The sequence below is a fragment of the Desulfonatronospira thiodismutans ASO3-1 genome (assembly GCF_000174435.1).
In the GTDB taxonomy this organism is placed as follows: Bacteria; Desulfobacterota; Desulfovibrionia; order Desulfovibrionales; family Desulfonatronovibrionaceae; genus Desulfonatronospira; species Desulfonatronospira thiodismutans.
Map to the genome: position 1 here is coordinate 716,375 of NZ_ACJN02000002.1, position 12,735 is coordinate 729,109.

General features: G+C 47.9%; 10 protein-coding genes. 8 read left to right on the forward strand and 2 right to left on the reverse strand.

Annotated features, from left to right (window positions below; all coding sequences use genetic code 11):
* Nucleotides 1–9: 9 nt before the first annotated feature.
* The 6 genes from DTHIO_RS09455 (at nucleotide 10) to cas1 (DTHIO_RS09480) (ending at nucleotide 7,358) form a co-directional block, all read left to right on the forward strand.
* On the forward strand, nucleotides 10–669 hold the full coding sequence (locus DTHIO_RS09455; RefSeq protein WP_008870079.1) for an RAMP superfamily CRISPR-associated protein: 660 nt from the start codon (nucleotides 10–12) through the stop codon (nucleotides 667–669).
* Between the two features lie 323 nt (nucleotides 670–992).
* On the forward strand, nucleotides 993–1,868 hold the full coding sequence (locus DTHIO_RS09460; RefSeq protein WP_144311501.1) for a hypothetical protein: 876 nt from the start codon (nucleotides 993–995) through the stop codon (nucleotides 1,866–1,868).
* A gap of 4 nt (nucleotides 1,869–1,872) precedes the next feature.
* Entirely contained in the window at nucleotides 1,873–2,262 is a 390-nt protein-coding gene (locus DTHIO_RS09465; RefSeq protein ID WP_008870081.1) for a hypothetical protein, read from the forward strand.
* Nucleotides 2,259–3,644: an RAMP superfamily CRISPR-associated protein gene (locus DTHIO_RS09470; RefSeq protein ID WP_008870082.1), complete on the forward strand. Its 1,386-nt coding sequence runs from the start codon at nucleotides 2,259–2,261 to the stop codon at nucleotides 3,642–3,644. The genes DTHIO_RS09465 and DTHIO_RS09470 overlap by 4 nt, the downstream gene beginning before the upstream one ends.
* Complete coding sequence (locus tag DTHIO_RS09475; RefSeq protein WP_008870083.1) at nucleotides 3,641–5,848, forward strand: HD domain-containing protein; 2,208 nt, start codon at nucleotides 3,641–3,643, stop codon at nucleotides 5,846–5,848. The genes DTHIO_RS09470 and DTHIO_RS09475 overlap by 4 nt, the downstream gene beginning before the upstream one ends.
* Nucleotides 5,849–6,356: 508 nt before the next feature.
* The gene (gene cas1, locus DTHIO_RS09480) at nucleotides 6,357–7,358 is read left to right on the forward strand and encodes a CRISPR-associated endonuclease Cas1 (RefSeq protein ID WP_008870084.1); all 1,002 of its coding nucleotides are present in this window, start codon (nucleotides 6,357–6,359) and stop codon (nucleotides 7,356–7,358) included.
* Between the two features lie 111 nt (nucleotides 7,359–7,469).
* Here cas1 (DTHIO_RS09480) and istB read toward each other — a convergent pair whose 3' ends face one another.
* Together istB and istA are read right to left on the reverse strand one after the other, a co-directional pair.
* Complete coding sequence (istB, locus tag DTHIO_RS09485) at nucleotides 7,470–8,225, reverse strand: IS21-like element helper ATPase IstB (protein ID WP_008869526.1); 756 nt, start codon at nucleotides 8,223–8,225, stop codon at nucleotides 7,470–7,472.
* Nucleotides 8,226–8,237: 12 nt separating this feature from the next.
* Nucleotides 8,238–9,785: an IS21 family transposase gene (istA, locus tag DTHIO_RS09490; RefSeq protein WP_008869525.1), complete on the reverse strand. Its 1,548-nt coding sequence runs from the start codon at nucleotides 9,783–9,785 to the stop codon at nucleotides 8,238–8,240.
* Nucleotides 9,786–9,932: 147 nt separating this feature from the next.
* Here istA and cas1 (DTHIO_RS09495) point away from each other — a divergent pair, with 147 nt between their 5' ends.
* Nucleotides 9,933–10,751, forward strand: coding sequence for a CRISPR-associated endonuclease Cas1 (gene cas1, locus DTHIO_RS09495; RefSeq protein ID WP_244156348.1), 819 nt, complete (start codon nucleotides 9,933–9,935; stop codon nucleotides 10,749–10,751).
* A 333-nt stretch (nucleotides 10,752–11,084) separates the two neighbouring features.
* Nucleotides 11,085–12,485, forward strand: coding sequence for a tetratricopeptide repeat protein (locus tag DTHIO_RS09505; protein ID WP_008870086.1), 1,401 nt, complete (start codon nucleotides 11,085–11,087; stop codon nucleotides 12,483–12,485).
* The last annotated feature ends 250 nt before the right edge of the window (nucleotides 12,486–12,735 follow it).

Sequence of the window (12,735 nt, forward strand, 5' to 3'; positions counted from 1 at the left end):
GTATATATTATGAATACATACTGGATTATTGATTACCGGATCAGATTATTGTCCGATTTTCACGCCGGAGCCGGCATTACCCTTGTGACGGGCAATACTCATGGACTGAGGCTGGACGAAGAAAGTCAACCCTATCTGCCCGCCACCCAGGTCCGGGGACTTTTGCGCCAGGCCGGTCACAATATCAAACGCAGTATTCCTGAGCTGCAAGGCTTATTCAAACAGAACTTCCCTGATGGTTCAGCCGATATTGCAGCTGAAAAAAACTATGCTGCAGTCAATAGTCCCAGAGGCTGGAGCTTTACCAGGGCCATGGTCAAAGATGCCGAATCCAGGGAAGACGGCTTGCAACCCTGGTCCAGACAGGCCCATGTACATATTGATCCTGTCAGCGGGGTTGTCCTCAACCTGTTTGGCTATGAGAAGGCTGGAGCAAAAAAACCGGGTGAAAGTATGGAGCTGGTGGGCAGGATTTATTCCAATACACCTGCAGAGGAAAAGGATGCAGCCCTGATGCTGGCCTGCATGCGCTTCGAGGACCGGATTGGTCACAGGCGCAGCAGGGGGTACGGCAAAGTGGACTGGGTCTGGGACAGTGTGCGCAGTTTTACGCCTGGATCAAGTCTGGAAGCAAAAACACCCAAAGACATTTTTGAAAAACTATTTTAGGAGATGTGGATATGGCGGATATAAATATTCTGAAGGTAAATCTTTTTCCGTTAAGCGATGTGCATTGCGGGTTTGGCCTGCAGCAGGGCAGTGTCCTTGCCGGGCTGAACTATATTCCGGGCAGGGTGCTCAGGGGAGCTCTGGCAGGCTGGAGTATAAGAAACGGTCGTATTCCCTCCAATAAAGAACCTTTATTCAAGAAGCTTTTTCAGGGAAGTGATTTTTCAGATTCAGGTGTTTCTTTCCCTTCTTGCAGACTTGGAGACAGGTTTGATTTGCCAGCATCAGTATTCCGGGTGGGTAAAACCGGAGCCCAGGACCCTATGCACAAGCTTCTTGCCGGTAAGGACGACGAAAGCGTAGAAACTGATTTTACACTGGCAGACACTGGGCAGCCTATAGATTTTCTAAGGTCCGATAAAATGCCTTGTGAAGTACACTCTCAACTCTCTGCTGCCGGGGGCGCTGTAAAAGATCTGCAGACAGGTACTGAACTTTCAGAGCAGGCCCCGAGCGTTCTGGATATGCGTAACAGGCATGATCCCCAAAGCGGGAGGGTAGGGGAAGACGGTCTTTTTGCAGAAGAAATGATACCTTATATGGGTGCAGATTCCGGTTTCAGCGGTCTTCTAATCTGTACAGAAGAGGCCTTAAGGATTTTTGAGCCTCTTGCCTCAAGATGTGATCCGATGAATCCTGATCCTCTGCATGTTATCTTTATGGGCAGGCGCAGATCACCTGTGTGCATTTCTGCAGAAAGAGCAGATCATATCCTGGATGAGGTGCTCAACTCTTTTGATTTAGGTGCTCAAAATATAAGCATAAGCTTTCACTCTGAATATCTACCCTCAGAATCAGAAATCTTTCCTTTACAGGACAGTCATCTGCAAAAAGATCTCGATTTGCCAGAACTCGAAATCAAGAACAAATTCTGCGTACGAGGCATGCAGCATGGATTTAATGTTGTTAAAGATGAGCATGGATTCGACAGTCCTGATACTCAGAAAGAAACAACTGGAATGGAAGCGCGGCCTTGTTTTTCTCCAGGTACCTGCGTGTTTATTGATACAAAAAACAAAATAGGTCCGGAAGATAAGAAAAGGCTTGCTGTTCTTTCATTGACAGGAGCAGGAAAAGATACTGTTAATGGTTCCGGTAGATTCTTCATCAATGCCAACATTCATGGAATTCAGGAGTAAAAATATGTATCATGAGCAGATGTACCACATAGGCGAATATATACTGAGCCATAAAGGGCTACAAAATTATTTTAAACAGGAGGGTGCCAATGCCAAAAGCTTTTGGAGGCAGTTCAGAAGCGATATGATGCGCCAAAGACCAGAAACTATAAAAAAATATCTTTGTTCAGAAGACTCCCGTCTTAACCATCATGAATATGCCGATAAATTCGGTAAAGAATTATATGAAATGTTTTTTAGTGAGGACAATGACCAGGAACAGGTCAGGATGTATATCAATGCTGTTATTTATTTCTGCCTGGAAATGGATGCGTCATTTAAGGTTCAAGATATCACTGATAAAAATAAAAAACAGAGCTTGAAAACAGCTCTGCATATATGGGAGGCAAAATGATTCGCATACTTTTCTTTGCAACCCTGGAAATGGTGGCTCCCCTGCATATAGGCTCTGGAAAAAAAGATGACCCTCTCTCAGACAACCCTGTAATGCGCAACACAGCCGGCATGCCTTTTATCCCCGGAGGGTCTCTGAGTGGATTGTTTGCCAGAATTCTGGATGAAAAGCAGAAAATAGACTTGCTTGGCTATCCTTCTTCACACAAGAAGGGAGACAACAAGCCATCCCGGGTTACCTTTGACGATGCACTGCCGATTCCTCAACAGCAGTATTCCATTCTTCATCCTGTAGATGTGAGGACTTCAGTGACCATAAAGCGTGACACTCTTACAGCCAAGCAAAACCACCTTTTTCAATCCGAGGTGCTGCCCGTAGGAACAAGGTTTTGCTTTTCCTGCCGCTTTGATGCCGAGAATGAAGAGCAGGCAAGCGAATTCAGGGAACTTGTAAACACTTTTTTAAACATGTCCCCACCCCTGGGGGGTAAGACCAATTCCGGTAAAGGACAGTGGAAGGCTGATGAATTTCATATTGCCAGGTTTGACCTTTCCACTCCTGAAGGTGTCAGGGAATGGGTTTTGAAAGGCCATGGCTTCAACTGGACCGGAGATCCTTCCACGCTTGACTTTAGCTCTAAAGAAAAAAATATTCCGGTTCAAAACCTTGGAGATGAACGCTGGCGGGTCCGGATTCAGGCGGAGATCGATGGTCTGCACCTGGTTGCAGCCATGTCCGGGGTGCCTGTTAAGGAAAGCCCGGACATTGAACAGGCCACCCGACAGCGCATCGACGACCAGGGGGTACTACAGCCAGAATATGTTGATTTCGGTTCAAGTGTCAAAGGCCAGTTGCGGACTATTATGGAGATGATTCTGCGTACTCATCTCAAAAGCCATGGACTTTCAAAAAAACAAGTCGAGCAGGAACTGATACCTGATCCAGCACCAGGTCAGAAGGATCCAAAAAGCAAATGGGTTAACGCAGCTCAGTTTTTCGGCAGCACAGAAAAAAAAGGCGGATTCAGGGCCTGCGAAATGGTCTGGCATGATGCTGATATCAGTCGCGAAGACCATATCAGGCTATGCGAATTCACCCAGCAGACCATAAGCGGGGCCAAGTTTGAGTTTGCACCGTTGTGTAAGGGAAGGTCAGAGCTGGAAATCAGTGTCCCCAAAGACTCTCCAGACTGGCAAAAGGAGCTTCTGTCCCACGCAGCAATACTTCTGTCACTGGATATCCTCCCTTTTGGAGGGCATGCTTCCAGGGGTTATCTGGGGGCGAAGTTTTCAAGTCCTGAATATCCTGATGGCAAACCTGCCCAGGGAGAACTCAAGAGTCTCGTTGAAAGTCGTATTCATGAAAAACAGGAGGCTGCATGAAGCCGGAAGATGTTGATGTCTTGATCTTTACCACCGTTGGGACCTCTTTGCTGACCAACAATGGATACGAACTGAAAAAGTTCAGACAAAACGAAAAGCAGGAAGAAAAGGTATGCAAAGAGTTAACAAATAAGCTCAGCAGGAAGTTGATCTGGAACCACATAGACCTAAAGAATAACCCTTTTCCTGCAGAAACTTCCAGCTTGTATGCCTTCCTCCAGAGCAATCCTTATAGTGAGGAAGAGCTAAAGGATAAATACAAGAAAGTTGTCTTTATTCATTCGCCGGACTTGAGTCAGAAAGAAGTGCCCAGGGGAATAAACGGACCTGCAGTGGCCCAGGGACTGGTGGATGTGACCAGACATCAGTTTAAAAATCTGGAAGAGGAACAGAGGTGGGATTTTGAAAATTGCAGGGAGATAAGCCAGCTTGATCCTGAGGATGCAAATGTTTTTCCCAGGGCGACAGAGAGTCTTTTCCAGATTGTGCAGGAGCAGGTAAATGCGCATCCTGAGGCAGAAGTGTTCCTGAACATCACCGGGGGGTACAAAGGGCTTGTTCCCTATCTGACCATGCTGGGCATGGCCCTGGGGGAAATGGTGCGCATATTTTACCTGTTCGAGGAGTCCCCGGAGATTATCTGGCTGCCGACCCTGCCCATGGCCTTTGATGTCATGCAGTGGAGAGATCAGAGGGGGCTTCTCAAGCCCTTTGAAGATCCTCAATGTACAATTCTTGAGCCTTCTCAAAAGCAGAAACTGTATGAAGCACTTCAGGGCACAAGAGCAGTCAGTCTGCTTCAAAAAAACGATGCTCAGGATATAGTCCTGAATCCCATGGGAAACTTCCTTAAACAACTTTATGATGAAAGCAAGGAGGGTCAGCTCAGTAGTTTCGGCTATGGTGATCAGTTGCTGGATAATATCAATGACCGGGATTTGCGCGAATATCTGGCAAAGAATTGTATTCCTCACTGGAGACACATGTCTACTGGAGATCATATTCCTGAGACAGTGGAGCACGGAAGAGGTCATGTGCAGCGTCTGCTGGAACTGGCCCAGCAGTTTATTCTGGCTGCAGGGCTGGAGTTAAGCGATGAACAGCTTTTTGTACTTATTTCATGCATATGGCTGCACGATCTGGGCCATACCGGTGATTATTTCCAGTACGAAGGGAGTGACGGCCTGGTACAAAATCCTGAAGATGAAAGCAGCACAGGCAAATGTTTCTGTTACGGGGACCCTGACATGGTACGGGTCAATCACAACCTGCTCACCTACCAGCTGATAAAGGATGATGAGCTGGTCCCTGAAGACAGGCGGGTCATTTTTCCAGGCAGATTTCCCAAGAAATACCACAGGCAGAGACTTGTCGATTCAGTCAAGTATGCCTGCCTTTATCATCGCCGTAAAATGCCGGTCAAAGGGTCGAAGGAGGTTGGTGCTTTCATGGTTTCCAGGGGTCTTAGTGACTTCGAACAGGGCAACGAAGTGGTTGAAGGCTTCCCCATGCTTGCCGCCTTACTCAGGGTTTGTGATGGAGCAGAGAACCAGGCTGAAAGAAGCGGCAGTCATGAGTATGAGAAAGTCATGCGCTGGGTGATCAAGCGCCGGGTATCGGCTATGCTGGATATGCCGGAGTTTACGGGTGCTTTGGCCTCGTTGTGCAATAACCGTCCTGAATTATTTGATCAGGGTGATTATTTTGCCTCTTTTCAATGGGATAGTGAACTGAGTACAAAGATCAAAGATATCCAGCAAGTCCAGTGGGACGGCGTTACAACACATACTGGGCCAGCCATTGAGGCGGAGTTCAAGTCCAGGCAACCTCCACACTACCAGAAACACCGCATGCTGAGTAACACCTTTGTTGTTCCGGTCAAGGGCGATGACTGCAAAAAAACAGGCAGTCAGGGCCTGTGTGCTTTCCAGGGGTCCAGCAAGCATCCTGTTATTGGTGTATATTGTCTGGCAAACACAGGTCGGGATGACAGCACAGGGTTTGAATACAACAGGCAGACTGTTCTGGATGACATTATGGTGTCTTTAGCCACAGAGTTTGAGCCTGTCGCACATCTTTTGCCGTTCAGCCTGGCCATATTTCTCATAGAGAATGGACAAGTGTACCATTTGTGCCATCATGAAAAACATGATGATTCTTGTGATGGTGGTAGAGCTGGCAAATATTGTCTGAAATCCATCTAAAAAAATAGGTGGTTGAATATTAAAAAGCAGCTTAAATAAACGAAGGGCAAATAAATATGGGAGGGGATTGGATTTAAAGTCTAATCCCCTTTCTGATTTTTATTAGCTTGTAGTCCGGTTTCCCGCCCCCCCTCAGTATTTTCTCAAGAAAGCAGGAGAGGCCTTCCCAGCTCCTGACCTGCGTTCTAGAGTGCAAGGCATAGCATTTCAGCCATTTTTGAGCTGTCTATTATAAATCCCAGCATATCATAAACCACTTTCCATATAAAAAAATGCAGGGGAATAGAAAAGCGATTCGTTGCCAGCTATGCACAAGATCCCTGGTATAGCCATCTGACATCTACCCTCTGTCCTGCACCTGCGTGGGATTATTATATGACAAGTGCCTTAAAGTTATTAGCATTTCAGGTGGAACTGGGGGCAGACAATGTTTTTGCAGGCATATAATGGAAGGCCGGTTGTGCAATTTATTGTTTTTTTTCTTCGAATAAGCCAGGAGGAAGTCCCCATGGAAAGAGTGTATATCCTGGAAGACGGGGTTTACTTGAGAAAAAACGGCGACAACCTGGTGCTTACCAAAAACAGGCAGACGTTAGAAGAGATACCTGTGCGCAACCTGAAACAGATGGTGCTCGCAGGTTACGCCGCCCTTAGTGGTTCTGTATTGCAGGTTTTGATGCAAAACAGGGTGGAGACTGTTTTTCTTGATAAAAACTGGCGTTTTCAGGGCAGGCTTAATGTGGATGAGCATAAGCATGTTCAACGCAGGATTGATCAGTACCGTAATCTCAGTGATCCTGAGTTTGTTGCAGAATCTGCCAGAATCCTGGTGCACGGCAAGCTGGAAAACATGGCCCGCATGCTTCAGGTCAGGGGTAAACGGATGAAGAACCAGGAGCTTTTGTCCAAAGCAGCTGCGATAAGGGCTTTGGGAAAAGAGCTTGGCAGCTTGCAGGACGTAGAACTGATCAGGGGATGCGAGGGACATGCATCCAGGCTGTATTTTCAGGTGTTTGATCATCTTTTAACCAACAAAAATTTCAGCTTCAAGGGACGTAGCAAGCGTCCACCCAAAGACCCGGTCAATGCCCTGCTTTCATTTGTTTATACACTGCTGACCAATGAAGTACAGACAGCGGTAAAGACAGTTGGCCTTGACCCTTACCTGGGTGCTCTGCATGTCATCGACTATGGCAGGCCCTCTCTGGCCTGTGACCTGGTGGAGGAATGGAGGGCATTTCTGGGGGACAGGCTGGTCCTGGGGCTTATAAACAAAAAAAGCATAAGTGTTGATGATTTTGTTTATCGTGATGTGAAAGATACGGATTTTGTAGATGAAAAAGATCTGCGCAGCAAAAGGCCTGTGGAAATGAAGCCCGCAATATGCCGGGCTTTTCTGCAATCTTATGAGAAATGGATGCAGCAGAAGATCCTGGACCCTGTAAGTGGTGCGTATTCCACGCAAAGTGGACAGTCAGTACACGGCATGATGGACAGTGTTCCACACTGATGGTGGACAGCATTCCATGGGAAAGTGGACAGTGTTCCACGCTGATGGTGGACAGATGTCATTCACAGAACAAAGCGCTTATCGGAGCGAAGCGACGCGGGATGCCTTGTTTTAATCGAAACTGTTCTTTGAAGTCAACGATGCTTCCAGTTCGCGCATGGAATCTCCCCAAAGATCCATTCGGTGTGCATTGTGGATCAGGCGATCCAGGACAGCGTCAGCCAGGGTGGGATCACCCAGATACTCGTGCCATTTTTGGATTGAGAGCTGGCTTGTAACCAGGGTGGAGCGCAGCCCGTGCCGGTCCTCAAGGATCTCCAGTAGATCTCTTAGCTGTTCAGCTTTAAGCGGGCTTATGCCCCAGTCATCCAGGACCAGCAGATCTGTTTTGGCCAGCTCTTTCATGACTTTGGGGTAACGCCCGTCACCTCTGGATATGCCCACATCCTGCAAGAGACGGGGCATGCGGGTATAGAGGGCGCTGTATCCCTCTCTGCAGGCTTTTTGGGCCAGGGCACAGGCCAGCCAGCTTTTGCCTATCCCTGTGGGTCCTGTAATAATCAGGTTTTGATGCTCTTTTATCCACTGGCAGTCACAAAGCTTGAAGACTTGTGACTTGTCCAGTCTTCTGGGATGACGGTAGTTAATGTCTTCAACCACAGCCCTGTGCCTCAGCTTGGCTTTTTTGAGCCTTGTTTGCAGACGTTTGGATTCTCTTTCCGTCATCTCCCGGTCCAGGAGCAGGCCCAGTCTTTCTTCAAAGGACAGGGCCTCAATTTCCCTGGTTTCCTGCTGTTCCTGCAGGGCCTTAAGCATGCCTGTCAGTCGCATGGTTTGTAGTTTTTCAAGAGTGGGGTGGTTTAACATTTTGTCCTCCTTTTAATGATAGTAGTTTGCGCCCCGGATGTTGTCATGCTCCAGCACCGGAGCTTCAGAATTCTCGGACGGACTTGGTAAAGGCTGTTTGTCCAGGTTGTTCTTCAGGATGGATTCTACGCTCTTGTAGTTTGTCGATCCCAGGGTCAGGGCTCTTAAACAGGCAGATTCAAGCCTTTCTTCTCCATATTGCTTGCCCAGGCGCATGACGCCCAGGCAAGGCCTAAAGCCCTGCTGGGGATGGATCCTTTTGCCCATGATGGTTTTGATCAGCTTGGCCGTGGCAGGTCCAGTCTTGCTGGCCCAGTTTATCAGCCGCTCCGGATTCCAGTAATCATGCTCCCTGTGAGCCTTGGGCATATGTTCTTTGACCGTGGTATAGCTCCTTTTGTTATAGGATCTTTTATGGCTGGCCACCCGGGAGTTCTTGTGGAACAGCTCCACAGTGTTTTCCGTGTACCTGGCATCAAGCCTTTTTTTGACCAGGTGATGGGGAACTGAGTAGTAATGCCGGTCAATCTCCACGTGATAGTCTATGTTCACCTTAACCTTCTTCCAGAGGGCATATTCATAATGTGTGGCCGGAAGCGGCTGCAGAGCAGGTCTGTCTATTTCTTCAAAGAGCGACTTCCTGCTCCCTGGCAGTTTTTTGAAAGGCTTGTCGTTTAGCTTTTCCAGCAGCTTCCTGATTTCCAGGTTTAACTCCCACAGGGAGAAAAACTGCTGATTTCTGAGCCTGGCCAGAATCCACCTGGAGACAAGAAGCACACCGCTTTCGGCTTTGGCCTTGTCCTTTGGCTTTTTTCTCCTGGCAGGGATGACCGCCGTATTGTAGTGCAGGGCCATGTCTTGATAGGTGGGGTTCAGATCCGGCTCATATATATGGGGTTTATTGACTCCGGACTTGAGATTGTCCGGGATTGTAATCAAGGGGACTCCCTGTAGAAACTTGAAGGTCCGGACATGGGAGTTGATCCAGTCCCAGAGGTTCTGGCTCCAGGTGGCTTCCGCATAGGTGTAGTTGCTTGCACCCATGACAGCTACAAAGATCTGGGCCTGGCTTATTTCTCCTGTTCCCGGATCCGTAACCGGTACAGTATGGCCGGCATAATCAACGAAGAGCTTTTCGCCGGCCCTGTGGTTGTGGCGCATGACCAGATCAAGCTTGCCGCGCCATGCTCTGTATTCCCGGCAGAACCAGCTGTACTCGAAGCCGTCTGGGTTGGCCTCTTTGTATTCTTCCCAGAGCAAAAACTTGGTCACACCCTTTTTTTGCATTTCCTGATGCACCAGGTTCCAGTCCGGTACTGGGGTAGATACTTTATGCTCATTTTGCTGCGGAGGAAACAGAAGCTCGTGAAGCCTCTCCTCTGTCATATTCTCAGGCAGCGGCCAGAAAATCCCGGCATTTTTTGCTCTGGATATATAGGTGGCAACTGTGGACTTGCCTATATCGCAGCACTTGGCAATCTGGCGGGTGCTGAAGCCTTGTCCGTATTTTAAACGCAGGATTTCAGAAATTTTTCGCATGGATAACCTCTCCTGTGGCATTTGTACCTCCCGTTTGAATTTGTTTGGAGGTACATGATTGACAGGTTATCCCGCGTCAAACTTAAAAAGAAGAGGTGCTCCTTAGAGCGGCGAGTTCATTGTGAAGGTGTCCATCTTCCCGTGGAATGCTGTCCACCTTGCCGTGGAATGACTGTCCATCATGAGCATGGAATGCTGTCCTTTTTCCCATGGAACACTGTCCACTTTGCTGTGGAATGCTGTCCGTTTTCCCGTGAAATACGCAGCAAGCTGGAAAACATGGCCCGCATGCTTCAGGTCAGGGGTAAACGGATGAAGAACCAGGAGCTTTTGTCCAAAGCAGCTGCGATAAGGGCTTTGGGAAAAGAGCTTGGCAGCTTGCAGGACGTAGAACTGATCAGGGGATGCGAGGGACATGCATCCAGGCTGTATTTTCAGGTGTTTGATCATCTTTTAACCAACAAAAATTTCAGCTTCAAGGGACGTAGCAAGCGTCCACCCAAAGACCCGGTCAATGCCCTGCTTTCATTTGTTTATACACTGCTGACCAATGAAGTACAGACAGCGGTAAAGACAGTTGGCCTTGACCCTTACCTGGGTGCTCTGCATGTCATCGACTATGGCAGGCCCTCTCTGGCCTGTGACCTGGTGGAGGAATGGAGGGCATTTCTGGGGGACAGGCTGGTCCTGGGGCTTATAAACAAAAAAAGCATAAGTGTTGATGATTTTGTTTATCGTGATGTGAAAGATACGGATTTTGTAGATGAAAAAGATCTGCGCAGCAAAAGGCCTGTGGAAATGAAGCCCGCAATATGCCGGGCTTTTCTGCAATCTTATGAGAAATGGATGCAGCAGAAGATCCTGGACCCTGTAAGTGGGAAAGAGTTTGGGTGCCGGGAATACATATTCAAGCAGGTTCAAAGGTTTGAAAAGCATCTAAGCCAGAAAGAAAAGTACCAGCCTTTCCTGTGGGCTGGTCGGGTTTAAGCGGTGAAAATCTGTTGCCTTGTTTTTTTCAGTACTCTGTCGTCCGGTGTCCTGTCCATAAGCACTTATAGGGCAGAGGGCAAAAGCGCAAATCAAGTGTTTTTCATGCGAAAACATACCTGATTACAAAGCGCTTTCCAAATAAAAAAATGCCTGCTGAAAATGCAGGCTGGTAAAAACCACTTTCCAAATAAAAAAATGCAGGTTGGGCTGGTGTCGCTGGCCACGGGAAAGCTTTTTAAAAGCCAACCGGCAGAGTTTTGGACGTAGCTTTCTTTGCTGGGTTCAGGAAACATTTTATGCTTAACAGTCAAAAAAAAGGAGGAGTTTATCATGAGTAACGCCCAGGCAAAAATTATTCACACCCCTCATTTCAATAGTGGCCTTGCAGAAAAGCAGGAAGACAGTCAGGAAAACTTCGTTGACAATGAGGTGCAGGAAGGCGCTGCATTTCTGGAGGACCTTGCCGGGCAGGCGCAGGTTCAGGAACAACTGCGGCTCAGGCAAAAGTCATGTATGGCGGAAATGGCCCTTTTGCGTCAGGAGAACAGCTGGGAGCAGATCCTGGACATGTTTTATCCCCTGGAGGACAAGGCCCCTGAACTGGTTGCTTCTGAGCTGGATATGGAGCTGCGCATGGAACTGGCCTTTGTCCTGGGGCAGGTCAACAGGTTTGACGAGGCGGTAAGGGAATACGAGGTATGCCTTCAGGTACAGCCGGACAACTACTTTGCCAATTCCGGCCTGGCCTATACGCTTTACAACAGCCTTTATGCCGCTCAAAACCGGGAGATTCTTTTGACCCCTGACGGTAAAAAACACAGAGCCGAGAAAGCGCATAAACACTTTGAAAAAGCCCAGGAAATTCGACCGGAGGGGGTGACCAACTATTATCGTCAGGGTATGCTGTATAAAAACCTGCAGAACAAACCAGCACTTGGCCTGCCGTTGTTTGCCAGGGCGGTTACCAACTGGCGCGGCTACAGCCCACAGCAGCAAAAGGCCAGGCATCAGGAGCACAAAAACTATATCAAGGCTTTGTACAACCTGGGTTCATGCCGGCTGAAGCTCAACCAGGCACAGATGGCTCTCAAGAATATTCAGGAATGCATCCAGGAAGACCAGAAACATTATATATCAGCGGTTAACAAGTATTTTGCCCTGGGCAAGGTTTGCTATTCCCTTGGTGAGTTTTCTCAAGCCAGGGAGGCCCTGGAATTTGCCGCTACCATGGCTGACGTAAAAGACGGGGATTATGTGTACGAAATGCTGGGCAGGGTATTACTTTCCCTTGAAGAAAATGAAAAGGCCCTTGAAGCGGTGCGCAAGGTTCCGTTCAAATTGAGAAAACCTTATGTACGCTGGACAGAGGCGGACATTCTGGTGGCTGTAGGACAGACCCAGGAGGCAGTGCAGGTGTTGACCCATGCTTTGAACAAAGACCGTCGATCCAGGCACAAAACGCTGATCAGGCTTTGCAGGATTCATTTTGGACAGAAAGATTATCAGCAGTCTCTGCAGCAGGCCCGTGAAGCTGATGATTTTCATCGTCAGACCTTCAACAGCCCCGATGCCGACGCCTTGTTCTGGCAGTCTGCCTGTCATCTGCACCTGAATGAAGTGGAGCAGGCCCGGCAAAAAGCCCAAGACCTGTCTGATTTTTCACCAGGCTATCCCTTTTTGAAGAAGCTTGTAAAGGCTATTGAGAAGGCAGAGCAAAAGCACAAATTGTAAGCACGTCCTGCAAAAAAGGAGTGTCTGGTGTCATCCCGGGGGGCTGCAATCCATAAAAGGATATGCAGTCACCCGGGAAAAAATCGACATTTGTCTGAGTATCATTGAAAAGGGTCTCTCGAGTTTCTTCGTGTTTTGAAAAATTTAATGCACAAAAAATGCCAAAATAAAAGGTTTGTTTTCCAGATAACGAATTTTTTGTTAAAAAGTATTTAAATTCAGATATTTACCTCTTAAAAAATTATAAAGC